Source organism: Franzmannia pantelleriensis (assembly GCF_900102875.1).
GTDB lineage: Bacteria > Pseudomonadota > Gammaproteobacteria > Pseudomonadales > Halomonadaceae > Franzmannia > Franzmannia pantelleriensis.
The window spans coordinates 47,435-71,952 of the sequence record NZ_FNGH01000011.1; the positions used below are offsets into that span (position 1 = coordinate 47,435).

The window sequence follows — 24,518 nt, forward strand, 5'->3', positions numbered from 1 at the left end:
GTCGGGCCGTCAAGCAAGGCCGACCACTTATAAAGAATATCGGCAGCTAGGCTCCAAGCTAGAGGAAAACCGGCAGCATGTCACTCGATCGGTCGTATCGCTGCATCGGTCTTAGCGCTGCGTAGTGGCGAGCGCCACTCTGCTGGTAGTCTTGTCGAGCCACGCTCACAAAGGAATGCCCCATGAGCCATACCGGCGTCGTGCCCCGCAGCCGGGCTTCGCGCAAGGAGATACTGGGCTGGGCGATGTTCGACTTCGCCAACCAGGCCTACACCCTGCTGATCATCACCGTGGTGTTCGGCGAACTGTTCACCACGGTGATCGTCGGTGACCGCGGCGACGATTATCGCCTGGCCAACCTGCTGTGGAGCCTGGCGCTGGCGCTCAGCTACCTGATGGTGGTGGTCAGCGGTCCGCTATGTGGGGCGGTGATGGACTACTCGGCGAGCAAGAAGCGCTTTCTGTTCATCAGCTATCTGGCCACCATCGCCACTACCGCGATGCTCTATTTCGTGGCGCCGGGCTATGTGCTGCTGGGCTTCATCCTGATCACTCTGTCCAACTATGCCTACTCGATGGGCGAGTCGTTCATCGCCGCTTTCCTGCCTGATCTGGGGCCTCCTCGAGATCTGGGCAAGATCTCCGGCTTCGGCTGGGCGCTGGGCTATGTCGGTGGCCTGTTCGCCGCCGGCTTCACGCTGGTGGTGCTCGGCGAAGCCAGCGCCGAGAACTTCGAGCGCATTCGCTGGGTCGGCCCCTTCGCCGCGGGCTTCTTCCTGGTGACCGCCATCCCCACCTTCCTGTGGCTCAGGGAGCGCGGCACGCCCCAGGCGCTGCCCGCCGGCATGAGCTACTATCGCATCGCCCGTCAGCGGGTCACCCAGACCCTTCAGGATCTGCGCCGCTTCCGCGATCTGGGGGTGTTCCTGGTGTCGCTGCTGTTCTCCATGGCCGGGGTCTACATCATCATCGCCTTCGCCTTCATCTACGGTGCTCAGGTGATCGGCTGGGACGAGTCGATCCGCAATATCATGTTCATCATCGTGCAGATCACTGCCGCCGCCGGTGCGCTGGGCTTCGGTATGATCCAGGATCGCATTGGCGCCAAGGTCACCTATATCGGCACGCTGCTGCTGTGGGTGGCGGCGATCTTGGCGATCTGGGCGACCCCGGAGCTGACGGCCTGGCTCAACGCTCAGCTGGGGCTCGACTGGGAGGCGCAGCATCTGTTTCTGGTGGTCGGTTGCCTGGCGGGGCTTAGCCTGGGCTCCAGCCAGTCCGCCAGCCGCGCCCTGGTGGGGCTGTTTTCGCCGCTGGAGAAATCGGCGGAGTTCTTCGGCTTCTGGGGCTTGGCCAACAAGCTGGCCGGGGTGTTCGGCATCATCTGCCTGGGGCTGCTGCAGTCGGTGGTCGGCCTGCAGGCCTCGATCCTGCTCTGCGCGGGGCTGTTCATCGTCGCCATCCTGATCTGCCTGGCGGTCAATCAGGGCCGTGGGCAGCGGGTGGCCGAACAGTGGCAGGCCCCGGGTCGATGAGCGAGCCGCTGACGCTGCTGGTCATCGCCCTGACCTTTCTGCTGGGCGGTGCGGTCAAGGGAGTGATCGGCATGGGCATGCCGACCATCGCCTTGGCGTTGCTCACCGCTAGCGTCGGCCTGCCGGCGGCGGTGGCGCTGATGCTGGTGCCGACCTTCGTCACCAACGTCTGGCAGGCGCTGGTCGGCGGGCAGCTGCGGGTAATCGTGGCCCGGCTATGGCCGTTCTTGATCGCGGCACTGGTGGCGATCTGGCCCGGTGTCAGCCTGCTGGCGCGGCTCGACCCGAGCTGGTTGGCGGCCCTGCTGGGGAGCTTGATCGTGACCTATGCGCTACTCAACCTGTGGCACCGCCACGGCTGGCAGGTGCGGCGTGAACGCCGTGCGGGGGTCGCCTGCGGTGTGCTCAACGGCCTGTTGACCGGCATGACCGGCTCCTCGGTGTTCCCCGGGGTGCCTTACCTGCAGGCGCTGGGCCTGCCCCGGGATGTCTTGATCCAGTCCATGGGCGTCCTGTTTACCCTCTCGACCTTGGTGCTGGCGATCTCGATGGGGGGCCAGCAGCTGCTCGATGGCGAGCTGCTCGGGCTCTCGGCCATGGCCGTGCTGCCGGCACTGCTGGGCATGCGCCTCGGGCGCCGGCTGCGGCCGCGGCTCTCCGAGCAGGCCTTTCGGCGCTGCTTCTTCATCGGGCTGTTGCTGTTAGGCGGCTATTTGATATTTGGCTAAAGAAGGCGTGAAAAGGGCCGATAACCGTTACAAGCGACTTCACGACTGAAGTTCGTGATCGGCCAGCCGCGAGGGATTGCCCGTCTCCATTTAGGCGGAACAGCAGGTCACTAGCATTCCGTTTGCTGTGGAGGTCCCACTTTGACGCGCTCCCCACCCCCTTCTTCCCTTTCCATGGATGCCCCGGGCCTGACGCCTGATGCATCGGTGCCTTGGCAGGATCAATCACTCTTCGAGCTCATCGATACCGGGTCAGAAAGACGTTTCGACCGTTTGACGGGCCTGGTCGCCGATATTCTTGGCACTCCCATTTGTCTGGTCACGCTATTCGATGCCCAGCGCGCCTGGATCAAGTCCGCGATTGGCATCCAGCCTGACTGCGAGCGCCCTTACGGGGCCTGGTTCTGCCAGCCCACGCTGCAGAACGGCTTTCATGAAGTCAGCAAACAGGGCAATGAGGCCTTCTTCGAGAAGGTGTCGAAAATGCTCTGTCACGACGGGCTAGGCTTTTATGCAGGCCACGCATTACGAGATTCGCAAGGACAGGCGGTGGGAACATTGTGTGTCCTCGATCAGCGGCAGCGACAGTTGGATGATCAAGAGAGACAGCGATTTGCACAGTTGGCAGAGCTGGTCGAGCACGAAATCCTGTTTACTGACCGCTTGAAACTCACTCAGGCCGATCTAGTCGAGCAGGCCTTGTTTGACCCAGCAACGTCACTACCGCGTCAGCTGGTCGGACACGATTGCCTACTCTCGGTAATTGAATCTGCTGATCAGCGTCACGCCAAGGTCGGGCTAGCGGTCGTGCATTTTATTCAGTATGACGAAATGGCAAATGCCTATGGAGAAAAAGCGCGCGATGAGGCAATGAACCTGTTCAGCGAGAGGTTGAAAGCCATCAGCGGACAGCATGGCATGGTATCGCGCCCCCTACCTGATCGGCTGCTGATAGCAAGAGGCGATATTTCTTCGATATCGACGGCTCATCAATGGGCTGAGCGCATCTACCATGAAGCAATTCGTCCTTACGACATTGCTAACGGCAAGCGTAGTGCCCAGGTGGCGGTTGGCGCCTGTCTATATCCTGATCAAGCCGCAGGGGCCGAGGAGTTGTCGCGTCGTGCCAATATTGCCAAGCCGAGTCAAGGCGGGTTCAGCTTCTATGATGATGGCGATGAATCGCGTGTGCTGCGTCGTGATCAGATGACCCGGGCTTTCATCGAGTCACTGGCCAAGAGTCGATTGAGTCTGGTTTTTCAACCCATTGTCAGCTATAGCACAGGGCGTGTGGTCGCCTGTGAGGCCTTGGCGCGCTGGGAGGATTCGACCCTTGGGACGGTGAGTCCCGGCGAGTTCATCCCGATTGTCGAAGATAATCCCATGCTATGCGAAGAGTTTACGCGCTGGGTTTTGTTGCGTGCCTGCCAAGCGGCTCGCGTGTGGAACGATGCGCTGGAAGAGCCAGTAAAGGTCAATGTCAATATCTCCGCCACAGAGCTCTATCGCGAGGGGTTGATCGGCGATATAGATGCTGCCTTGTCATCAGCGGGTCTGGCGCCTGAGCTGCTGGTCATCGAGGTGACCGAACAAGCCCTGATCCAACGTATTGACCGTGCGGTCCAGGCGCTTGAAATGCTGAAGTCACGCGGCATCAGGACGGCATTGGACGACTTCGGTACGGGCTACTCCTCGCTTAGCTACCTGCGTCAACTGCCACTGGATACGCTCAAGATTGACCGTAGCTTTATCATCGACCTGGCAACAGACTGCACCGCCCGCGAAGTGACGCGAGGTATTGTCAATATTGGCGGTGCGCTGAAGATCAATGTCGTGGCGGAGGGCGTCGAAACGGAGGCTCAACAGGCGGTACTGGGTGATATTGGGATTGAGCAGGTACAAGGATATCTCTGGCATCGTCCAATGGCCTGCGAGGCACTGGGTGAGATACTCATGCGAGCCAATGCCTGCCGTGATGTGATCAGCCCGGGCGGCTGAGGGCAAAGCGATCGCTGGCGCGCAGGTAGTCGCTGCCCGCCAGGCGACCGATTGGCTTGAGCGTCTCCAGGTCGACGTGACGGCCGTTCCATACTGTCGGGTCGGCGTGGATTGCCACTACCTCGGCGATCACCAGGTTGCCGGCCATGGGGCCTTCGCCGAAGCGCATGATGTCGCGTACCCGGCAGCCGAAGGCCACCGGCGCTTCAGCGATCCGCGGCACCTGCAAGGGCGGCATGGCGAGCTTTGCCAGCCCGGCATGCGCGAATTCGTCCTGATCCGGGGCCAGGCTGGCACTGGTGGCGTTGAGCGCCTCGGCCAGTGCCTCGCCGCCGATATGGATCACGCACTCGGGCACGGCATCGAGGTTGTTCAGGGTGTCCTTGGCCTCGGCCTGGCCGTTGAGTAGCGGCGAGAATACCAGCACCGGCGGCGCCACGCTGGCCACGTTGAAGAACGAGAAGGGCGCCAGGTTGGCGGTCCCGGCGGCGTCCACGCTGGCGACCCAAGCGATCGGTCGCGGCGCGATGCTGCCGGTGAAGAGTCGATAGAGGCGGCCAGCGTCCCATGCGTCGGTGGGCAGGGCAGTATCGGTCATTGGGCGTGTCTCCAGGCGATGGCGAGCGGTAGGTCATGTATCCCACCATTGAATCGATGCGCGGTAAAGTGGCCAGATGCCGCGTGTGCGCCGAGGTGTTGGTAGGCTGGAGGGAACCGATCGCCGTTTGCGGCGACTATGTATGGGTGAGGCGGCTGCCGGTGGAGGTGAGTCAATGGACGATCAGGACAGAGGCGTGCGGCGCACCGGGCTCGGCATGATGCTGCTGTTCTGGCTGCTGGTGCTGGCCATGGGCAGCTGGTGGTTCCAGGGCGTGCTCGATGAGCGGCGTAACCCTAACGCCGGCCTGGTGCACATGACCGAGGGCGACGAACCGGTGACCCTGACCCGCAACGCCTCGGGGCACTTCGTCGCCACCGGGCGCATCAACGGCGAACCGGTGGAGTTTTTGCTCGATACCGGGGCGACCTACATCGCAGTGTCCAATGACCTGGCCGAGCAGCTGGCTCTCGAGGCGGGTCGCACCGCCAGCTTCCAGACCGCCAACGGCCGCGTCGACGGCTTTATCACCGAGCTTGACCGCGTCAGCCTTGGCGGCCTCACCGCGCGCCAGGTGCGCGGCTCGATCAATCCGGGCATGGAAGGCGACAGGGCGCTGCTGGGCATGAGCTTTCTCAACCGCTTCGATATTCGGATCAGTGGTGATCAGATGGTGCTCAGTCGTCCCGAGCCCTGATTGTGTTTGCCAAGTTTAAGGAGCCGCACGTGACCGAGGACGGGTCGAACACCCCCCGTGGCCGTCGCGCCGAGCAGCCGGGCCAGATTGGGGGCCTCGGCTGGCTGGATATTGTCTGGCGGGTCAGGCGCGAGATGAGCGATGACAACATCACCATGCTCGCTGCCGGGGTGGCCTTTTACGCCTTGCTGGCGGTATTTCCAGCGCTGGCGGCCATCATCTCGATCTGGGCGCTGGTGCTGGACCCCCACGATATGGCGCGCCAGATCACTGAGCTGAGCCGTTTCATTCCTCCTGGCGCGGCGGCGATCATCGAATACCAGGCCAACGAGATCAGCGAGAACACCGACGCCGGGCTCAGTGTGGCGGCGTTGGTCAGTCTGGTGATAGCACTTTTTGTCGCCTCCAAGGGCGTACGCGGGCTGATCCTGGGGCTGAACATCGTCTACGGCGAGCATGAGCAGCGTCGCTTCGCCCACAAGGCTACGGTGGTCTCGGCGTTGACCGTGGGGCTGATCGTGCTGACCCTGGTGACCATCGTGTTTATCGCCGGACTGCCGCTGGTGATCGGCATGCTGGGCCTCGACAGTACCCTGGTGACGCTGATCAGCCTGCTGCGCTGGCCGCTGCTGGTACTGATCATGATGCTGGTGATCGCGGTGCTGTATCGGTTTGCGCCTTACCGGCGCGCGCCACGTTGGGAGTGGCTCAGCGTTGGCACGGTGACGGCGACCCTGCTGTGGCTGCTGGGTTCACTGGGGCTGTCGCTATACGCTCGCCACTTCGCCAGCTTCAGCGAGCTATACGGCTCGCTGGGGGCGGTGGTGGTACTCCTGCTGTGGTTCTGGCTGTCGGCCTTCATGGTCCTGGTTGGTGCCGAACTCAACGGCGAAATGGAGCGTCAGACCCGCCGCGATACCACTATCGGCGAGCCGCGGCCGATGGGCGAGCGCGGCGCTCGCGTGGCGGATACCCTGGGCAAGGCGCAGCCCTGGCGCAAGCGCTGAGACGGTCATACGGAAGGCCCTTCAGCGCAGCGTCGCGAGCGGGTGAGGTCGATCTGGTCGCCGGCGTAGGGTGCCTGCTATCATGGATAAATGAACAGTAAATGGCCCGCCGCTCCGACGGCGGCTTCTCTCGACGATCCGCGCTACTATCTGGCCAACTTCCGCTGCCTGCTGGAGTGGGTCGCGGCGTGCTACGACGACCTGCTTAGCGACGCCGAGCGTGCCTTCATGCGTGACGTACTGGACCTGCCGGTGCCGGCCCAGGCACTGCTGGTGCGCATGGTAATGCGCCGTGGCGAGACCTTCCGTGCCGCGCGCCTGGACTATGCCGAGATCGGCGATACCGCCGCGGCGCTGGCGCCGCTGGTCGTCAGCGGCTGGGTCGAGGAGGACCCGCTGCTCTCCCTCGATGAGCTGTTTCGCCACTGGCGCCTGGCCGAGCTGCGTACCGCGCTGGCTGGGGACATCCGCGCGGCGGGGCTGCCCGCCTCGACCGGCAAGGCGCGGCTGCGCGAGGCGCTGGCGGCACGGCTGGTAGAGCCGCGACGGCTCACCCAGTGGTGGCCCGAGGCACCGGATCGGATCGTACGCATCACCTGCATGGACCACTGCGAGCGACTGCGGCTGATGTTCTTCGGCAATCTGCGCCAGGACTGGGCCGACTTCGTGCTCGCCGAGCTTGGTATGCAACGCTACGAGCGGGTGCCGCTGGATCCCGCCTCGCGGGCGTTTCAGCGGCGTGCCGAGGTCGATGCCTATCGGCATCTGCACCAGTTGCGCGAGCGGCTCGACGTGGGCGAGAGCGCCGATTCGCTATGGCCCGAGGTGGCGGCGAGCGGTTCGGATGAGGTTTGGGACAGCCCCTGGCTGGCCACGCGGCGCGCCCGGCTGCTGTTTCAGCTGGGCCGTGAGGCCGAGCGCCACGGTAACCAGACACTGGCTCTTGAGGCTTACACCGAGTCTGCTCGAGATCCGGGCGGTGGCGGCGAGGCGCGCATTCGTCGCCTGCGCCTGCTGGAGCGCCTGGGCGAATCGCGCGACGCGCTGACGCTGGCCGAGGCGCAGCCGTCGCGCAGCGACGCCGAGGGCCAGGCCCTGGCACGGCTGGTGCCGCGGCTGCGACGGCGACTGGGGCTGGCCGTCCAGCCGCCGCCGCCGGCGCCCGATATCGAGCACTGGACGCTGACGCTGCCGGAGCCCGCTGTCGGTGTTGAAGTCGCGGTACGCGACCACCTGCAGCGCACGGAGTGTCCGGTCCACTACGTCGAGAACGCCTTGATCGGCGGGCTGTTCGGCCTGCTGTGCTGGGAGGCGATCTTCGCCCCGCTGCCCGGCGCTTTCTTCCACCCTTTCCAGCGCGGGCCGGCCGACCTGCGTCGCGAGGACTTCGTCGGGCGTCGTCGTGAGCGTTTTGACGTCTGCCTGGCACAGCTCGAAGAGGGCAGCTATGCCGCGACCATACGACGTCACTGGCACACCAAGCATGGCCTGGCATCGCCCTTCGTCGACTGGCAGGTGCTCGACGAGACGCTGCTGGAGCGCGCCCTGGCCTGCTTGCCGGCGGCCCACCTCGAACGGCTGTTCGTGCGGCTGCTGGCCGATATCGGCACCAACCGTGCGGGGCTGCCGGACCTGATCCAGTTCCTCCCAGAGGCGACCCAGGGCCCGCGCTATCGACTGATCGAGGTCAAGGGTCCCGGTGATCGCCTGCAGGACAACCAGCGTCGCTGGATGGCCTATTTCCACACCCACGGCATCCCGGCCTCGGTGTGTCGGGTGCGCTGGCAGACACCACCGTGAGCGATGCGCCGGTGGCTAGCCCCTGCTACCGGGTGGCGGTAAGGGCGCTGTGCGACTTCACCGCCCGAGCCGGTGACCTGGACCACCGCTTTACGCCGTCACCCACTGCCCAGCAGGGCATCGAAGGGCACCAGCTGATCGCCGAGCGGCGCGGGGCGGGCTACGAGAGTGAACTGAGTCTGCACGGGGAGGTGGTGGTGCCAGGCGCACGGCTGCTGGTCAGCGGGCGCGCTGACGGGTTCGATCCCTCTGCCGGGCGTCTCGAGGAGGTCAAGACCCACCGCGGCAGCCTGGCGCGGATGGGCGCCAATCAGCGCGCCCTGCACTGGGCTCAGGTCAAGGTCTATGGCGCCCTGCTGTGCCGGGCCCGCCAGCTCGAGCGGGTCGAGCTGGCGCTGGTCTATCTGGATATCGACAGCGGTGCGGAAACCCGCTTCAACGAAGCGGCCACAGCCTGCGAGCTGGAGGCCTTCTTCGTCGACCAGTGCCAACGTTTTCTGGCCTGGGCCGAACAGGAAGCGGATCACCGTCGCCGCCGAGACACAGCCCTGGCCGCGCTGCGTTTTCCCCATGCCGACTTCCGCCGGGGCCAGCGTGAACTGGCCGAAGTGGTGTACAAGGCGGCCGGCACCGGCCGTCAGCTGTTGCTGCAGGCGCCTACCGGGATCGGCAAGACGCTTGGCACGCTGTTCCCGATGCTTGCCGCGATGCCTCGTCAGGCGCTCGATCGGGTGTTCTTCCTGACCATGAAGACCCCGGGGCGGCGCTTGGCGCTCGAGGCGCTGCGGACCCTGGGCGTCAGCGGTACGCCCGAGTCAGCACTGCCGCTGAGGGTACTGGAGCTGGTGGCCCGTGATACCGCCTGCGAGCATCCCGACAAGGCCTGCCACGGCGATGCCTGCCCGCTGGCTCAGGGCTTCTACGACCGCCTGCCGGCGGCGCGCCAGGCGGCGGTGGAGCGTGGCGGTGTGCTCGACCGGGAGGCGCTGCGCGAGCTGGCACGGACGCATGCCATCTGCCCCTACTACCTTGGCCAGGAGCTGGTGCGCTGGTGCGATCTGACGGTAGGCGATGTCAACCACTACTTCGATACCAGTGCGCTGCTGTTTGCGGCCGCCCAGGCACAGGAGTGGCGGGTGGCGGTGCTGGTCGACGAAGCCCATAACCTGGTGGAGCGGGCGCGGGGCATGTATAGCGCCAGCCTCGACCAGCAGCGCTGTAACGCCGTCCAGCGGCGCGCGCCTCCGGCTCTGGCAAGGCCGCTGGGGCGCGTGGCCAGGCAGTGGCGGGCGCTGCTCGCCGCCGACAGCGCGGATCAGGGCGTTGAGGATGAGGCGCCACGCCTGCTCGAGACGCTGCCGGGGGGGCTTATCCAGGCACTGCAGCAGGCGGTCTCGGCGGTCGGCGACTACCTGGCCGAGCATCCTGTTGGCGAGGCCGATGAGCTGCAGGCGTTCATGTTCGAGGCGTTGGCACTCTGCCGGCTGGCGGAGTCCTTCGACGACCACTCGATCTGTACCCTGACCCGCCACGGGCGAGGCCGCGCGACCCTGGCACTGCGTAACCTGATCCCCGCCGACTTCCTGACGCCGCGGCTGGCGGCGAGTCACACCACGGTGCTGTTCTCTGCCACCCTGAGCCCGGCCGACTACTACCGCGACCTGCTGGGGCTGGCGCCCGAGGCGGTATGGTGGGAGGTGGCGTCGCCATTCAGCGGTGCACAGCTCGAGGTGCGCCTGGCGCGTCACCTTTCGACCCGCTGGCGCGACCGTGACCGATCGCTGGATGGCCTGGTGGCCGTGATCGCCGAGCAGTACCACCGTGCACCCGGCAACTACCTGGCGTTCTTCAGCAGCTTTGCGTACTTGGAGTCAGCGCTGACGCGTCTGGCCCACGAGTACCCCGAGATCCCCGTCCGCAGCCAGCGCCGCGGGATGGCTGAGACAGCGCGTCAGGCCTTCGTCGATGACTTCGTCGCCGGCGGTCGCGGGATTGGCTTCGCGGTGCTCGGCGGCGCCTTCGCCGAGGGCATCGACCTGCCTGGAGAACGCCTGGTAGGGGCCTTTATCGCCACCCTCGGCATGCCACCGATCAGCGCGGAGAATGAGATTCTCAAGGCGCGCCTGGATGCGCGCTTCGGTCGAGGCTTCGACTATGCCTATCGCTACCCCGGGCTGACCAAGGTGGTACAGGCCGCCGGCCGGGTGATTCGTGGCCCTGAGGATCGCGGCGTGGTGGTACTGCTCGACGACCGTTTCGGAGAGGCCCGCAACCTGGCGCTGCTGCCGGCCTGGTGGCAGCCGGACGTGGCCTCAATGTCTGCCGCAGTCGCACGGTCCGAGGGGGCGGCTAGCCGGCCTGCGGGGAGAGCTTCGCCTGCAGGCGCTCCAGCACATTCACGCCGATGAACCCGCTCAGTGCGCCGCTCAGGAAGGCGCCGGCCTCGGTGGCCACCACGGCCATGGGCAGTGCCAGATAGCCGACCCCGAGGACCCCGGCGACGTAGGCGATCAGGGCCACGATGATGCCCTCCAGCAGGCGTAGCGGCGTCGGCGCCTTGGGGGCTCCCTTGACGAAGCGGCGGCCGAATCCCCCCAGGGCACCACCCAGCAGGGCGGCGAGGATCGGTCCCCAGGGCACGCGCTGCTGGATGGTCGCTTCTCCTCTCAGGCTGCCGGCCACTGCGCTGACGGTAAGCGGAGCGAGGCCGGAGGAGCGCAGTTCCAGGGATGCCATGGACGCGTCCGGTTCGATCCGCAGCTCGCTGGGATCGGGCGTGGCGGGGCCAGCGACCGTCACGGCCACGCGGGTAGGGCGGGTGGCGCGCAGTGGCTCACCATGGGGCGACACCTGCTCGACGTTGATGGCCATCCGAGCCAGCCCGAGCCCTACCATGCTGGTCGATTGCGGACGGACTTCCAGACGGGGGAGCGCCTCGAGCGCCAGATTGACGTCCGAGAGGGTGGAATTGACCTCCAGGGTGGGGGTCGCCGTCGAGGGCATGAAATCGAGCATCAGGGATTGCTCGTTGGCTAATCCCGGGGCTTCGATCAGCAGGGGAGGCACTACCTCACGGGTGGTGAGGCCGCGCAGCCTCACCCTGATCTCGATGGGTTGCTCGAGAGGCTGATCAGGGGAAAAGTGCTGATCATCCGAGGGATAGACGCCGAAGCTGAGCCGGGTGTGGTAGCTGCCGTTCAACGGGTTCCAGGTCGCGGGAGCCGGGCTGGCCACCACGGTTAGGCGCAGCCAGGTGGACGGTCTGGGGGGCAGCGGCGGCAGCGGCGAGATGCCGAGCCCCGGGGGGATGATGACCTCATCGGTTGCGGAGGTGGCGGGGAGAAAGAGCCCGCCCGGCAGCACCTGCCGTTCTTCGCTGGTGAGCCGGCGGGTCTCGACCTCGTCACCCTTGACCACAAAGGGGGCCTGCGATGGGACACTGAGGCTAATTCGCCCCGATGCTTCGCGTGCCTCGACCTCGGCGTCGATTTCCCGACCGTCGAGATCCAGAACCCTCAGACTCTCGACGCTGCGATCCCAGTCGAATGCCACCCGCTCAACGGATCGGGGCTCCGCTGCCGTCTCGTCGGAGAGGGTGGGCGCCTGGGCCGAGGCGTCGACGGCGAGACCGGACACCAGCAGCAACGCGGGCCAGACGCGGTGGGCATATCGGGGCATGACGGCTCCGCCAGTCAGGTCGGGCAGAGTTTCAGTATAGTCGAGCCCCGGTAGGGGGGATGCCAGCCCCTGGCTACAGGATGTGGCGTTAACGCGCCTCGTGCTGAGAGGGGGCGCCGCGGGCGGGGGTGGCGATATCTTCGTCCGCCTCGTAGAGCGCCTCCAGCTCGCGGGCGGCCTCCTGTACGGTCTGAATCTGCTGCTTCTCGTTGCCAAATACCTCGAGCTGACGCATCAGGGTGCGTTCATCGTGCTCGCGGAAGGTATCAATGGTGTGCTGCGCCTGGTCCTGGGGCAGGCCCAGCTCGATCAGCAGCTCGCGGGTCAGCTCCAGGCTGGACGGCAGCATCTCGCGGATCAGCCGGTGGATGCCGGCGCGCATCAGGCGGTGGGCATGATAGCGATTACGCGCGCGGGCGTAGAGCCGCAGATGCGGGAATTGGCGTCGCACGCGCTCGGCGATACGCATCGACGCCTCGATATCGCCCACCGCAATCACCAGGATGCGCGCCTTGTCGGCGCCGGCAGCGCGCAGCAGGTCACTGCGCGAGGCGTCGCCGAAATAGACCTTGTTGCCGTAGCGACGTACGAAGTCGACCTGGTCGGCGTTGATGTCGAGTACGGTGTAGGGAATCTTCAACCCCTGCAGCACACGGCCCATGATCTGGCCGAAGCGCCCAAATCCGGCGATGATCACCCGCGGCGAGTCGTCGCGCGGGCTATCGTAGGCGGGTCGCGGTTTGGTGGCGTCAAAGCGTGGCCGAAGCCAGCGTACATGGAGCAGAAATAGCAGTGGGGTGGTGGCCATCGACAGCGAGATCACCAGAATCAGCATCTGCACCAGGCCGGCATCGAGCAGTGCCGCGGCGGCCGCGGCGGTCAGCAGCACAAAGGCGAACTCGCCGCCCTGAGAGAGCAGCACACCGAGGTTGCTGGCCTCCTTCCAGGAGGTACCGTAGAGCCGTGCAGCGATAAGCACACTGGCGCCCTTGAGCAGCAGCAGGCCAGCCGTCAGCCCCAGGATGGTCAGCGGCTGCTCGGCGAGCAGGCCGATCTGCGCCATCATCCCCACGGCCATGAAGAACAGCCCCAGCAGCAGCCCGCGGTAGGGTTCGATATCGGCTTCGATGTTGTGGCGATACTCGGAGTCGGCGAGCAGTACCCCGGCGATAAAGGCGCCCAGCGCCATGGATAGTCCGGCCAGTTCCATCAGCAGCGCGGCGCCAATCACCACCAGCAGGGTGGTGCCGGCAAACACCTCGCGGCTCGCAGTACCGGCGGCCATGCGAAACAGCGGCCGTAGCAGCAGCCGACCGCCGACGATCAGCACCGCGAAAGCCGCTGCGGCAAACGCCACCTCGCGCAGTAGGGGAGCGGCGCCATCGGCCAGCAGTGACCCCGCGGCGAGGATCGGGATTGCCGCCAGCACGGGAATGGCCGCCAGATCCTGGAACAGCAGCAGGGCGAAAGCGTTGCGGCCGTGGCGTGTCTGCAGCTCCTTGCGTTCGCCGAGTAGCTGCAGTACCAGCGGAGTGGAACACAGGCCCAGACTGAACCCCACCACCAGCGCGGCGGCCGGCGCCAGCCCTAGCCACCAGCCGCCCAGCGACAGCACCGTGCTGGTCACCGCGACCTGCAGGCTGCCGAAGCCGAACACCGCATGGCGCATTACCTTGAGGCGTGCTGGCTTGAGTTCCAGGCCGATCACGAACAGCAGCAGCACGATGCCTACCTGGGAGAACTGCAGTACGCCCTCGGCGTCAGGCACCAGCGCCAGCACCGAGGGTCCGATGACCACCCCGGCGGCCAGATAGCCGAGCACTTCGCCGAGGCCAAGCCGTTTGAATAGCGGCACGATCAGTACCGCGGCGGCGAGAAATATCAGTACGTTGTAGAGCAGGTCGGTGGCCAAGGTAGCATCCGTTCAGCGGTCAGCAGGGCAAGAGCTACCATGATAACCCGCCAGCGCCGCGTCACCAGATGGTGAGCACACGGCTGTGCAAGTCGGCTCGTCTATGCTTACCATGCACAGGGAAGCCCGTTTAACTGCAAAGGAGAGTGCACTATGGGAATCGAAGTCGGTGGCCTGCTGGGCCTGATCTGGTTGATCATCGTGATATGGGCCGTGGTCAAGGTGGCCAAAAGCTCGGCGGGGCCGGTGTCCAAGCTACTGTGGATCCTGATCCTGCTGTTCTTCCCGCTGATCGGGTTAATCTTCTGGTTGCTGTTGGGGCCCAAGGGGTAGCCTAGCGAGCGGGCGGGTTGGTCGGCCCCCAGAGAGCCTCGCTGGTACTTTTCTCCGCCGTTACCACCCGATTCTTGCCGCGCCGTTTGGCCAGGTACATGGCATCGTCAGCACGTTCGATCAGTTGACGGTGCCCCAAGCCAGGCTGCCAGCGCGCCACGCCAATACTGATCGTGATGCGGCATGCGTGAGTGGGGCAGGGCGTTCGGGCGATGTCGGCACGCAGTCGCTCGGCCATCCCGCGAGCGTGCTCGGCGGTACCTCCCGAGAGAATGACCATGAACTCCTCCCCGCCCCAGCGCCCCCAGCTATCCTGGCGACGTAGGCAGCGTTTTATCAAACTGGCGACGTGGACGATCACGTCGTCGCCCACGCTGTGGCCATAGTGATCGTTGATCGACTTGAAATCATCGATATCCATCAGCAGCAAGAACAACGGATCGCCACGATAGGCGCTTTGCGCCATGGCCTCGGAGAGGGCGACATCCAGGCGATAGCGATTCCAGCAGCCCGTCAGCGGATCGCGGTGAGCCAGTCGTTTCCAGCGGTCATTGGTGCTGATCAGCTTTCGATTGGCGTGCATGATGTCGATGACCGACAGTGCAACCCCGATGTCATCAGCGAGGTCCTGGGCGATTTGCGTATCGCTCGCCAGCCAAGCGGCATGCTGGTGGCTATTGTCGTTCACGGAGGGAGGGGGCGGCTCATTCAGTCTGAAGAGTGCCAGCCAGCCCAGCGTCTTCTCATTGACGGTCATGCGTACGGCAAGCAAGTCGCCATATCTTGAGCGCGGCAACGCTGCCGCCATCTCGTTGGGCAACTCGCTTACACTGGCGGTACGTCTTGTCTGCGGCATCGCATCCAGGGCCGATTTCAGCTGCAACAGCGTCGCTGCCGAGGGCGTCTCCCCACTTGCCACTTGCTGGTCATTCAGCAGCATGACAACGCCCTGGGCATTCATCAGCGAGAGCCAGTGGCCGCCGTGGCGGTTGATCAGCTCGTAGGCATCACGCATCTGGCGTATCTCGCTGATGATGAGGCGGCGCTTGGCCTTGAGCTGTTCGCGGTGACGCTCGTAGTGCAGTGATTTCAAGTAGCGCAAGCGCTGGCCGGCGATATTCAGCATCAAGGTCAACACCTGCCGCGTCTCGAGGGCCAGCCCTACCGTGTGGCATCGCACATAGCCCCAATGGGGTGCGTCGCTGGGGAGGCGCAGCGGGCGATCAGGGCCGATGGCAAGGCTCTCTGGCGTCGCTGTGGACGTCCCCCACGGTGCAGATGCCAAGTGATGAATGAGGTGAGATTGACCGTTCGGGTGGTAGCGATATAACGCCACGGGGTGGCCGGTCAGCTCGGCGAGCAGCTCCCCCAGGCGCTGGAGAATGGCATCCTGTTCGGTTGCCGAGCCGAGCCATGTCAGTTCCGGGAGCAGGGCCGCCAGGTCACCAAGGCGAGGCTGAGGTAGCGAAGGGTCTACACTCATATCCATCCATTCATCCCCCCGGCGCGAAGCCGACACCGCGTTTACCTGTGCATTGGGTACAACGAGCGGATTGAACCAGTAGTTTAATCCTAAATTGAATTGAAGTTCAACCTGGGTTGAACCAATGCTTCACATTCGCGGCATGGATGATAAAAGACGATTTGCCGAGCGGTTGAAGCAGGCCATGCGGGAGGCGGGGTATGATCCCAGGCCTTCAATACTGGAGCGCGAGTTCAATTTGCGCTTCTGGGGAAAGCCCATCACTTTTCAGGGGGTGCGTCGTTGGCTGCGCGGCGAGTCCATGCCGAGCCAGGATAAGCTGATGGTCCTGGCACAGTGGCTGCAGGTGGAGCCGCAGCAGTTACGTTATGGGGCAGCGGACGACCCGGGCGTCGGTGAGCCGCCGGCTGCCTGGAGAGCCGAAATAAGTGATGAGGAACGCGAGCTGTTGGACACCTACCGGGCGCTGCCTGAGCAGCAACGCGATACGCTTCGCGAGGTGGTGACTGCGTTGGCCGTGGCGTCCGGCGTCAAGCCACGCTGATCGGGGTACGGAGGGCCCGGTGGCTAGCGTGGCGGTATCGCTCAGTCGGTCGTGGGCTTCCTGTAATGCCCGGGAATCTTGACGCGTTCGCCATTGGGGAGCTGACGCACGTGGGTAGGAACATAGACGCGTTCGATGATGCTCTTGCTCATGGTGATATGGCCTCCTAACTCAGTCGTGCCCCTCGCTGAGGGCAGTGATCACGATGACTGACAGCCTCGTTAGTCTGCGCCTGAAAGCGGCGATATTTCAATATCCGCTTGCGACACTTGAGACGCATTCGTGACGACCCAGGGCAGTACCTTATGCCGGGTCAGGGGGGCCAGCGCCAGGCCAAGCGCCTGGTGTGGCGTCACCCAGCGCACTTCGGCGATTTCGGCGGCGGGTGTCACGCCACCGGCGATGTCGACCCGGAACAGCTGGGCACGAACGTGCAGGCCGGGCTCATTCGCCGCGGGGGCTTGGTACTCTCCCAGGTAGGCGAGACGCGCTGGTCGCTGTGACAACTCCTCGTAAAGTTCTCGTCTGAGTGCCGCGGCTGCCGACTCGCCGGGTTCGATCTTGCCCCCCGCTTGCATGAAGGCCTGGGTGCCGCGTTTGCGCACCAGCAGCAGGCGTCCCGTATCATCGACGATGATCGCAGCCGCGATATGCAGGGAGCGGGTAGCGCTTACCGGATGCTTCACGGAAGCCCCTCGTCGTTCAATGCAGCGATGACGCGTAGCGCTGGAAGCGCACCGGTGGCCTGTATTTGTCGCTGGGCGACGCCTGACGCGACGGCAGCACTCGCCAGCCGCGCTCGCTGGCCCAGGCCTTGAGCGAGCGGAAATCGATCAGCGGATTGGTGTCGCTGGTATAGGGAGTGGTCGCGGGGAAGGCCAGCGCGATGTAGGTATAGTAGGCGGTCGCGCTTTCCTGCTCGTGGGCCGCCAGGGCGCGGTCCAGCGCGTGTTGCCACTGTCGGGAAACGTCCTGCTCGATTGCCAGAGGTGCGCTCATGGCAGTGCCCTCCATTGGGGTGGTCGGCATTCGTAGGGGCTAACGCATGGTGGTAGGGGCAGAGCAGCCCTCCCCGCGAGGAGGGCGCCTTCACGCTAGGGCTCAATCCCAGCTCAGCGCGCCGCCCACCTGGTACTCGGTGACGCGGGTCTCGAAGAAGTTCTTCTCCTTGCGCAGGTCGATGATCTCGCTCATCCACGGGAAGGGGTTCTTGGCACCGGGGTACTGCTCTTTCAAGCCGATCTGCGCCAGGCGGCGGTTGCAGATGAAGTGCAGGTACTCCTCCATGATCGCCGCGTTCATGCCCAGCACGCCGCGGGGCATGGTGTCGCGGGCGTAGGCGATTTCCAGCTCGGTGCCCTCGATGATCATCTGGGTTACCTCGTCCTGGAACTCGGGTGTCCACAGGTTCGGGTTCTCGATCTTGATCTGGTTGATCATGTCGATGCCGAAGTTCAGGTGCATCGACTCGTCGCGCAGGATGTATTGGAACTGCTCGGCAACGCCGGTCATCTTGTTGCGGCGGCCCATGGAGAGGATCTGGCTGAAGCCGCAGTAGAAGAAGATGCCTTCGGTGACGCAGTAGAAGGCCACCAGATTGCGCAGCAGCTCCTGGTCGGTTTCCGGGGTGCCGGTCTGGAAGTCGGGGCGCGACAGCGACTGGGTGTGCTTGAGGCTCCAGGCCGATTTGGCCGCTACCGAGGGCACTTCGCGGTACATGTTGAAGACCGCGCCCTCGTCCATGCTCAGCGACTCTACGCAGTACTGGTAGGCGTGGGTGTGGATGGCTTCCTCGAAGGCCTGGCGCAGCAGGTACTGGCGGCACTCGGGGTTGGTGATCAGGCGGTAGAGCGCCAGCACCAGGTTGTTGGCGACCAGCGAGTCGGCGGTGGAAAAATAGCCGAGGCTGCGCTCGACGATACGCCGCTCGTCGGCGGTCAGGCCGTCCTGGCTCTTCCACAGCGCGATGTCGGCGTTCATGTTCACTTCCTGGGGCATCCAGTGGTTGGCGCTGCCGTCCAGGTACTTCTGCCAGGCCCACTCGTACTTGAACGGCACCAGCTGGTTCAAGTCGGCGCGGGCGTTGATCATCTGCTTGTCGTCGACCTCGATGCGCGCCGCCCCCATCTCGAGCTCTTCGAGGCCGGCGGCCACGTCGAGCTCATCGAGGGACTTGCGGGCTCGCGCCAAGCGCTCATCGTCTGCAGTCTGGTAGCGATTGCCAGTGCCGCCCTCAGGGGCCTCTTCGGCGCTTGGTTCCGCAGCGGGTTTGGCCGGCGCCGGCTTGGGCGCCGCATACTGCGGGCTGGATTCAGCGACTGCGCTGTCGTCCTCGTGGAATTCGTCCCAGTTCAGCATGTTGTCCTCGTTCCTCGGAATAGATGGAAGAGATGAGAAGGAAGCGCCCTTCGGGCGGAAGAGGGGAGTACCGCCATGCTCTTTCCTCTTCATCGGCGCGCAGCGCCGTCTTCCTTCTTCGCTCTTGGTCGTTACTGGCAGGCTTCGCAGCCTAGCTCGTCGAGATCGCCGGCCGAGGGCGCGCGTGAGCCGCTGCCTGCCTTGCCGCTCAGAAAGTCCTCGACGCCGCGCGGCTCGGCGGTGTCTGACGGGGCGGCGGCCGGCGCGGGTGCCGCTGACGGTGCGCCACTGCCCACGGCGTTGTGGCTGCCGCGCTCGACGGTGGACTTCTCCACCGAGGTGGCGCCCAGGGCACGCAGGTAGTAGGTGGTCTTGAGCCCCAGGTACCAGGCCATGCGATAGGTCACGTCGAGCTTCTTGCCCGAGACCCCCTTGATATACAGGTTCAGTGACTGGGCCTGATCGATCCACTTCTGGCGCCGCGAGGCGGCCTCCACCAGCCACTTGGGCTCGACCTCGAAGGCGGTGGCGTACTTGGCCTTGAGGTCCTCGGGGACCCGCTCAATCGGCTGCACGCTACCGTCGTAGTATTTGAGGTCGTTGATCATCACCTCGTCCCACAGGCCGCGCTCCTTGAGGTCGTTGACCATGTAGGCGTTGACCACGGTGAACTCGCCCGACAGGTTCGATTTCACATAGAGGTTCTGGTAGGTGGGCTCGATCGACTGCGACACGCCGCAGATGTTGGAGATCGTCGCCGTGGGGGCGATCGCCATGACGTTGGAGTTGCGCATGCCCTGCTCGGCGACCTTGGCTCGGATCTGGCTCCAGTCCTGGGTCGTCGAGGTGTCCACGGCGATGTACTTGTCGCCGCGCTCCTGCTTGAGCTTGTCGATGGAGTCGATGGGCAGCACGCCCTGGCTCCACAGCGAGCCCTCGAAGCTCTGGTAGCGGCCGCGTTCGGCGGCCAGATCCGAGGAGGCCTCGATGGCGTGGTAGCTGACCAGCTCCATGGAGCGGTCGGCAAAGGTCACCGCCTCCTCGCTGGCATAGGCGATGCCGTGGGCGTAGAGCGCGTCCTGGAAGCCCATGATGCCGAGCCCCACCGGGCGATGCTTCATGTTCGACTGGCGTGCCTGGGGCACCGCGTAGTAGTTGATGTCGATGACGTTGTCGAGCATGCGCACGGCGGTGCGCACGGTGCGCTTGAGCTTGGCGTCATCGAGCTGGCCGTCGACCACGTGCTGGGCCAGGTTCACCGAGCCCAGGTTGCACACCGCGATCTCGTCGGGGCTGGTGTTGAGGGTGATCTCGGTGCACAGGTTGGAGGAGTGCACCACCCCGGTATGCTGCTGCGGGCTGCGCAGGTTGCAGGGGTCCTTGAAGGTGATCCAGGGGTGGCCGGTCTCGAACAGCATCGAGAGCATCTTGCGCCACAGATCCTTGGCCTTGACGCGCTTGTAGAGCTTGAGCTGGCCGGTGCGGGTCATCTCCTCATACTCTTCGTAGCGCTGTTCGAAGGCGGCGCCGTAGAGGTCGTGGAGATCCGGGCAGGTGGCCGGCGAGAACAGGGTCCACTCCTTGTCGTCGAAGACCCGCTTCATGAACAGGTCCGGCACCCAGTTGGCGGTATTCATGTCGTGGGTGCGGCGGCGATCGTCGCCGGTGTTCTTGCGCAGCTCGAGGAACTCTTCGATGTCGAGGTGCCAGGACTCGAGGTAGGCGCACACCGCGCCCTTGCGCTTGCCACCCTGGTTGACCGCCACGGCGGTGTCGTTGACCACCTTGAGGAAGGGCACCACACCCTGGGATTTGCCGTTGGTCCCCTTGATGTAGGAGCCCAGCGCGCGGACCGGCGTCCAGTCGTTGCCCAGGCCGCCGGCCCACTTGGAGAGCAGGGCGTTGTCGCGGATCGCGCTGTAGATGCTGTCCAGGTCGTCGGGCACCGTGGTCAGGTAGCAGCTGGAGAGCTGGCTGCGCTGGGTGCCGGAGTTGAACAGGGTCGGCGTCGAGGCCATGTAGTCGAAACTGGAGAGCAGCTCGTAGAACTCGATGGCGCGCCCTTCGCGATCATCCTCGTTGAGCGCCAGGCCCATCGCCACGCGCATGAACATCACCTGGGGCAGCTCGTAGCGCACGTCGTCCTTGTGAATGAAGTAGCGGTCGTAGAGGGTCTGCAGGCCGAGATAGGTGAAGGCCATGTCGCGCGTGTGATCCAGCGCGTCGCCGAGGCGCTCGAGGTCGAACTCGGCGAGCCGCTCATCGAGCTGCTCGAAGCCGATGCCGCGCTCGATATAGGCCTTGAAGGCCGGCTTGTAGAGCTCGGCCATCTCCTGGTAGGTAGCCTCCTCGGCGACATCCAGGAACGACAGCGCCTCGCGGCGCAGGTTGTCCTGCAGCAGGCGCGCGGTGACGTAGGTGTAGTTGGGGTCCTTTTCGACCAGGGTGCGCGCGGTCATCATCAGCGCCTGGGAGACGCCGTCGACGGTCACGCCGTCATAGAGATTCTTCAGTGAGTCTTCGACGATCTTGTTGGGATCAACGTTGGCCAGTCCCTCGCAGGCGTCGAACACCAGGGTCTCGACGCGGCCCAGGTCGAGCGGGCGGCGGCTGCCGTCCAGCGCGGTAACGTTGAGGGTCGGGTGGGGCTTCTCGATGTCGCCGCCGGCAGCGGCGCGGGCACGAGCGTGTTCCTCACGATAGAGGACATAGGCGCGGGCCACCTTCTGCTCGCCGGCGCGCATCAGCGCCAGCTCCACCTGGTCCTGAATGTCCTCGATGTGCAGGGTGCCGCCGTCGGGCATGCGGCGCAGGAACGCCTCGCTGATCGCGGCCGAGGCCTGGGCCACGAAGTCGCGCACCCGCGACGAGGCGCCGGCGTTGTCGCCTTCCACGGCGATGAACGCCTTGGTCATTGCCACCGAAATCTTGCTGGCATCGAAAGAGACGACGTCGCCGCCTCGCTTGATCACCCGCAGCTGGTTGGGGGCGGTCACGTTCACCGGCGTCTTGCCGGGAGTCAAAGTGGTATCCATGGCGCCGTGTCGTCCTAGCGGTGGTGGTTGGAAAGCAGCGCGTGGCGCGCCTCGCCGCCCTCGATAAGGCGGGCTTAAACGGGGCACCTGACGCAGTGTCGGTGCAGGTTGACAGTGTAAGGGTGACTTGCTAGGAGCACACTATCTTGTGTTCCTATGGGTCACGAGCACAAGATAGTGTGCCCCTGGGTATTCATCAAGTGGATAAGCTGTGTATATCATGTGGCTCTCCTGGGTGTGAATCGAGGCCCATCGGCAGACCGCATGGCAGAGCGTTTCTTGACCTGGTGCAATGGCCAAAAAGACCTTTCGTGATAGACGCTCGCTGCAAATTCGGTTATTTCGGGTATCCTTGGTTATCATTTACGAATAACAATGTGGCCCTGCAGTGACTCGGTTAAGCCGACGTTGCAGGATGTCGCGATAACGGCGCAGCAGTAACCGGCAGTAGCTGCTTCCCCAACAACGGATGGACAGACGGGATGGAAGAACGCGTGGAGCGCAACGACCAGGATCATGTACTGATCATCGAGGATGACGAACGGCTCGCCGAGCTGACTCGGGACTACCTTGAGGCCAATGGCTTCCAGGTCACGGTGGAGGGCGATGGCGCGCGCGGCGTCGAGCGCATCGTGTCACTGCAGCCGGATCTGGTGATTCTCGATCTAATGCTGCCGGGGGAGGACGGCCTATCGATCTGCCGCCGCGCGCGTACCGACTATGCTGGGCCGATTCTGATGTTGACCGCGCGCACCGATGACATGGATCAAGTGCTGGGGCTGGAGATGGGCGCCGACGACTATGTGCCCAAGCCTGTCCAGCCGCGGGTGCTACTGGCGCGAATGCGTGCCTTGATGCGCCGCACCGACAGCGGTGAGAGCAGCGGCGATGCGCGCCTGACCTTCAATAATCTGGTCGTCGACAGCGCCACCCGCGAAGCCTGGCTGGAGGGGGATCGCATCGATTTGACCAGTGCCGAGTTCGATCTGCTATGGCTGCTGGCCAGCCATGCCGGCCGGGTGCTGACCCGTGAAGAGATCTTTAGCGAGCTGCGCGGCATCAAGTACGACGGCCAGGATCGCTCCATCGATGTGCGGGTGTCGCGGATCCGGCCCAAGATCGGTGACGATCCCAATCATCCGCATCGCATCAAGACGGTGCGCAGCAAGGGCTATCTGTTCGTCAAGGACGGCTGATGCTGCGCTCGCTGTCGGGCAGTACCTTCCTGCGCGTCTATGTGCTGCTGGCGTTGGCGCTGGTGCTGGCATTCGGGCTGGCGCTGGGCGGTTTTACGCTGGTCGATCAGGTGCGCCGCGAGCAGTATCGCGAGCAGCTCGCCGATGCACCGATGCGGCTGCTGTCCCAGCAGCTGAGCGCCGAGGCCGAGGATCAGCGTCGCCAGTGGCTGGCGCGTCGTGGCACCGAACTCAACGTCGAATTCCAACTGCATGATGCCCCCAGTAGCGGTGATCTCGGCTATTTTCAGCGCGCGCGACTGGATGCCGGGCGAGTGCTGATCGACGCTAAGGGTGGCGTCGACTGGCGGCTGTTCATCCAGCTACCCGGTGAGTCGACTACCCTCGAAGCGCGACTCAATGGCATCAGTGAAGCGCAGCTGCGCGGCATGGCGAGCCTGCTCGGCGAGTGGTTGGCCGACCCGCTGTTGCGCCATCAGCGCGTAGCCGAGCTCTCCAGTGAAGCACTCCCGATCACGCTCAACGATGCACCGCCGCGGCGTCTCGACAGCGCTCAGCTGGCGCGACTCGGTGCCGGTGAGGCGATTCTTCACCTGACCCCCGAGGCCTGGAGCCTGACGCTATTCCTGCAGCTCGATAGCGGGCATTCACCGCAGTCGCTGCAGTGGCTAAAGGTGGGCCCGATTCACGCCTTCGAGCCGATGCCGCTGTCGCTGTCGCTGCTGCTGCTGCTGCTGATGCTCGGTGTGCTGGCCGGCATCATCTACCTGATCGTGCGCGGCGTCGAAGCGCGCATGGCACGACTCGAGCTGGCGGCCACGCGCATTGCCGGCGGCCACCTGGACACTCGGGTCAAGGTCGAGAGCAGTGACTTTCTGGGCCGTTTGGGGATGGCCTTCAACGGCATGGCCGCTCAGGTCCAGGCGCTGCTGCGCGCCCAGCAGGAGATGATTCGCGCGGTATCCCATGAGTTGCGCACGCCGGTGGCGCGGATTCGCTTCGCCGTGCAGATGGTCGAGGACATGACCGATGACGATGCGGTACGGCGCCAGCTGTCGGGTATCGATGGTGACATCGAGGAGCTCGACGGCCTGATCGACGAGATACTCACCTACGCGCGACTGGGCAGTGATCAGGCCCACGGCGTCGAGCTGGCCACCGAGCCGCTGGAGTGCCGGGCCATGGTGCAGCGGGTCATCGATGCGCTCGCCGGTTTGCATGGGCATCTACGCCTCGAGCTGGCGCCGGGAGAGGAGTTCGAGATCGAGGCCGAACCGCGCTACCTGCAGCGGGCGCTGCAGAATCTGGTCGCCAACGCCTGCCGGCATGCCGAACGGCGAGTGTTGATCAGCCTGCATAGCGACGCGCGGGCGGTGCGCATCGACGTCGAGGACGATGGCCCCGGGGTGCCGGAGAAAGACCGCCAGGAGATCTTCAAGCCCTTCGCGCGGCTCGACGACAGCCGCACCCGGCGTTCGGGCGGCTACGGCCTGGGGCTGTCGATCGTCCACAAGGTCATGGCCTGGCACGGCGGCAGCGTCATGGTCGATGAGAGCCCGACCCTGGGTGGTGCCCGCTTCAGCCTACTACTGCCGGGAGGTACCTGAGGCGGCGCT

At 64.8% G+C, this 24,518-nt stretch carries 19 protein-coding genes; 11 read left to right on the top strand and 8 right to left on the bottom strand.

The window, feature by feature from the left end; genetic code table 11:
* The first annotated feature begins 182 nt into the window (after positions 1-182).
* The 3 genes from BLT16_RS14380 to BLT16_RS14390 all read left to right on the top strand — a co-directional run bounded on the left by BLT16_RS14380 (position 183) and on the right by BLT16_RS14390 (position 4,261).
* A complete protein-coding gene (locus BLT16_RS14380) occupies positions 183-1,535 on the top strand; it encodes an MFS transporter (RefSeq protein WP_245701685.1) in 1,353 nt (450 codons plus the stop codon).
* A complete protein-coding gene (locus BLT16_RS14385; protein ID WP_089659210.1) occupies positions 1,532-2,263 on the top strand; it encodes a sulfite exporter TauE/SafE family protein in 732 nt (243 codons plus the stop codon). Before BLT16_RS14380 ends, BLT16_RS14385 begins: the two co-directional genes overlap by 4 nt.
* Before the next feature lie 141 nt (positions 2,264-2,404).
* Complete coding sequence (locus tag BLT16_RS14390) at positions 2,405-4,261, top strand: bifunctional diguanylate cyclase/phosphodiesterase (RefSeq protein WP_143025081.1); 1,857 nt, start codon at positions 2,405-2,407, stop codon at positions 4,259-4,261.
* Here BLT16_RS14390 and BLT16_RS14395 read toward each other — a convergent pair.
* Entirely contained in the window at positions 4,245-4,859 is a 615-nt protein-coding gene (locus BLT16_RS14395; protein ID WP_089659212.1) for a flavin reductase family protein, read from the bottom strand. The genes BLT16_RS14390 and BLT16_RS14395 overlap by 17 nt on opposite strands.
* Before the next feature lie 175 nt (positions 4,860-5,034).
* On the opposite strand from BLT16_RS14395, the gene BLT16_RS14400 reads away from it, so the two are divergent.
* From BLT16_RS14400 to BLT16_RS14415, 4 genes are all read left to right on the top strand, one after another.
* On the top strand, positions 5,035-5,556 hold the full coding sequence (locus tag BLT16_RS14400; RefSeq protein ID WP_089659213.1) for a retropepsin-like aspartic protease family protein: 522 nt from the start codon (positions 5,035-5,037) through the stop codon (positions 5,554-5,556).
* A 29-nt stretch (positions 5,557-5,585) separates the two neighbouring features.
* Positions 5,586-6,563: a YihY/virulence factor BrkB family protein gene (locus BLT16_RS14405; protein WP_245701687.1), complete on the top strand. Its 978-nt coding sequence runs from the start codon at positions 5,586-5,588 to the stop codon at positions 6,561-6,563.
* 90 nt (positions 6,564-6,653) lie between these two features.
* The gene (locus tag BLT16_RS14410; RefSeq protein ID WP_089659214.1) at positions 6,654-8,363 is read left to right on the top strand and encodes a VRR-NUC domain-containing protein; all 1,710 of its coding nucleotides are present in this window, start codon (positions 6,654-6,656) and stop codon (positions 8,361-8,363) included.
* Positions 8,360-10,771 carry an ATP-dependent DNA helicase gene (locus tag BLT16_RS14415; RefSeq protein WP_245701689.1) on the top strand — a complete coding sequence of 804 codons (2,412 nt, stop codon included), beginning with the start codon at positions 8,360-8,362 and terminating at the stop codon, positions 10,769-10,771. The genes BLT16_RS14410 and BLT16_RS14415 overlap by 4 nt, the downstream gene beginning before the upstream one ends.
* On the opposite strand, the gene BLT16_RS14420 is transcribed toward BLT16_RS14415, so the two are convergent.
* Together BLT16_RS14420 and BLT16_RS14425 are read right to left on the bottom strand one after the other, a co-directional pair.
* Entirely contained in the window at positions 10,713-12,041 is a 1,329-nt protein-coding gene (locus BLT16_RS14420; RefSeq protein WP_089659215.1) for a YrzE family protein, read from the bottom strand. The genes BLT16_RS14415 and BLT16_RS14420 overlap by 59 nt on opposite strands.
* Before the next feature lie 88 nt (positions 12,042-12,129).
* A complete protein-coding gene (locus BLT16_RS14425; protein ID WP_089659216.1) occupies positions 12,130-13,953 on the bottom strand; it encodes a monovalent cation:proton antiporter-2 (CPA2) family protein in 1,824 nt (607 codons plus the stop codon).
* A gap of 153 nt (positions 13,954-14,106) precedes the next feature.
* Between BLT16_RS14425 and BLT16_RS14430 the strand changes: the two genes are divergently transcribed.
* Positions 14,107-14,286: a PLDc N-terminal domain-containing protein gene (locus BLT16_RS14430; RefSeq protein WP_089659217.1), complete on the top strand. Its 180-nt coding sequence runs from the start codon at positions 14,107-14,109 to the stop codon at positions 14,284-14,286.
* Position 14,287: 1 nt separating this feature from the next.
* On the opposite strand, the gene BLT16_RS14435 is transcribed toward BLT16_RS14430, so the two are convergent.
* Complete coding sequence (locus BLT16_RS14435; protein ID WP_176817245.1) at positions 14,288-15,769, bottom strand: GGDEF domain-containing protein; 1,482 nt, start codon at positions 15,767-15,769, stop codon at positions 14,288-14,290.
* 124 nt (positions 15,770-15,893) lie between these two features.
* Between BLT16_RS14435 and BLT16_RS14440 the strand changes: the two genes are divergently transcribed.
* Positions 15,894-16,313, top strand: coding sequence for a transcriptional regulator (locus BLT16_RS14440; RefSeq protein WP_245701691.1), 420 nt, complete (start codon positions 15,894-15,896; stop codon positions 16,311-16,313).
* 221 nt (positions 16,314-16,534) lie between these two features.
* Here the strand turns inward: BLT16_RS14440 and BLT16_RS14445 are convergent, their stop codons facing one another.
* The 4 genes from BLT16_RS14445 to BLT16_RS14460 all read right to left on the bottom strand — a co-directional run bounded on the left by BLT16_RS14445 (position 16,535) and on the right by BLT16_RS14460 (position 21,706).
* Positions 16,535-16,999 carry an NUDIX hydrolase gene (locus BLT16_RS14445; protein ID WP_089659219.1) on the bottom strand — a complete coding sequence of 155 codons (465 nt, stop codon included), beginning with the start codon at positions 16,997-16,999 and terminating at the stop codon, positions 16,535-16,537.
* A gap of 16 nt (positions 17,000-17,015) precedes the next feature.
* Positions 17,016-17,312, bottom strand: coding sequence for a hypothetical protein (locus BLT16_RS14450; RefSeq protein ID WP_245701692.1), 297 nt, complete (start codon positions 17,310-17,312; stop codon positions 17,016-17,018).
* Between the two features lie 102 nt (positions 17,313-17,414).
* Positions 17,415-18,671 carry a ribonucleotide-diphosphate reductase subunit beta gene (locus BLT16_RS14455; protein ID WP_089659221.1) on the bottom strand — a complete coding sequence of 419 codons (1,257 nt, stop codon included), beginning with the start codon at positions 18,669-18,671 and terminating at the stop codon, positions 17,415-17,417.
* A 131-nt stretch (positions 18,672-18,802) separates the two neighbouring features.
* Positions 18,803-21,706: a ribonucleoside-diphosphate reductase subunit alpha gene (locus tag BLT16_RS14460; RefSeq protein ID WP_089659222.1), complete on the bottom strand. Its 2,904-nt coding sequence runs from the start codon at positions 21,704-21,706 to the stop codon at positions 18,803-18,805.
* Between the two features lie 482 nt (positions 21,707-22,188).
* Between BLT16_RS14460 and BLT16_RS14465 the strand changes: the two genes are divergently transcribed.
* Both BLT16_RS14465 and BLT16_RS14470 read left to right on the top strand, forming a co-directional pair.
* A complete protein-coding gene (locus tag BLT16_RS14465; RefSeq protein ID WP_089659223.1) occupies positions 22,189-22,902 on the top strand; it encodes a winged helix-turn-helix domain-containing protein in 714 nt (237 codons plus the stop codon).
* Complete coding sequence (locus BLT16_RS14470; RefSeq protein WP_089659224.1) at positions 22,902-24,509, top strand: ATP-binding protein; 1,608 nt, start codon at positions 22,902-22,904, stop codon at positions 24,507-24,509. Before BLT16_RS14465 ends, BLT16_RS14470 begins: the two co-directional genes overlap by 1 nt.
* Positions 24,510-24,518 lie beyond the last annotated feature (9 nt).

Excerpts from the sequence above, each read along its gene's own strand:
- BLT16_RS14380 (WP_245701685.1), top strand. The coding sequence starts at position 183 with ATGAGCCATACCGGCGTCGTGCCCCGCAGCCGGGCTTCGCGCAAGGAG.
- BLT16_RS14385 (WP_089659210.1), top strand. The coding sequence starts at position 1,532 with ATGAGCGAGCCGCTGACGCTGCTGGTCATCGCCCTGACCTTTCTGCTG.
- BLT16_RS14395 (WP_089659212.1), bottom strand. The coding sequence starts at position 4,859 with ATGACCGATACTGCCCTGCCCACCGACGCATGGGACGCTGGCCGCCTC.
- BLT16_RS14400 (WP_089659213.1), top strand. The coding sequence starts at position 5,035 with ATGGACGATCAGGACAGAGGCGTGCGGCGCACCGGGCTCGGCATGATG.
- BLT16_RS14410 (WP_089659214.1), top strand. The coding sequence starts at position 6,654 with ATGAACAGTAAATGGCCCGCCGCTCCGACGGCGGCTTCTCTCGACGAT.
- BLT16_RS14420 (WP_089659215.1), bottom strand. The coding sequence starts at position 12,041 with ATGCCCCGATATGCCCACCGCGTCTGGCCCGCGTTGCTGCTGGTGTCC.
- BLT16_RS14430 (WP_089659217.1), top strand. The coding sequence starts at position 14,107 with ATGGGAATCGAAGTCGGTGGCCTGCTGGGCCTGATCTGGTTGATCATC.
- BLT16_RS14435 (WP_176817245.1), bottom strand. The coding sequence starts at position 15,769 with ATGAGTGTAGACCCTTCGCTACCTCAGCCTCGCCTTGGTGACCTGGCG.
- BLT16_RS14440 (WP_245701691.1), top strand. The coding sequence starts at position 15,894 with ATGCTTCACATTCGCGGCATGGATGATAAAAGACGATTTGCCGAGCGG.
- BLT16_RS14450 (WP_245701692.1), bottom strand. The coding sequence starts at position 17,312 with ATGAGCGCACCTCTGGCAATCGAGCAGGACGTTTCCCGACAGTGGCAA.
- BLT16_RS14455 (WP_089659221.1), bottom strand. The coding sequence starts at position 18,671 with ATGCTGAACTGGGACGAATTCCACGAGGACGACAGCGCAGTCGCTGAA.
- BLT16_RS14460 (WP_089659222.1), bottom strand. The coding sequence starts at position 21,706 with ATGGATACCACTTTGACTCCCGGCAAGACGCCGGTGAACGTGACCGCC.
- BLT16_RS14465 (WP_089659223.1), top strand. The coding sequence starts at position 22,189 with ATGGAAGAACGCGTGGAGCGCAACGACCAGGATCATGTACTGATCATC.
- BLT16_RS14470 (WP_089659224.1), top strand. The coding sequence starts at position 22,902 with ATGCTGCGCTCGCTGTCGGGCAGTACCTTCCTGCGCGTCTATGTGCTG.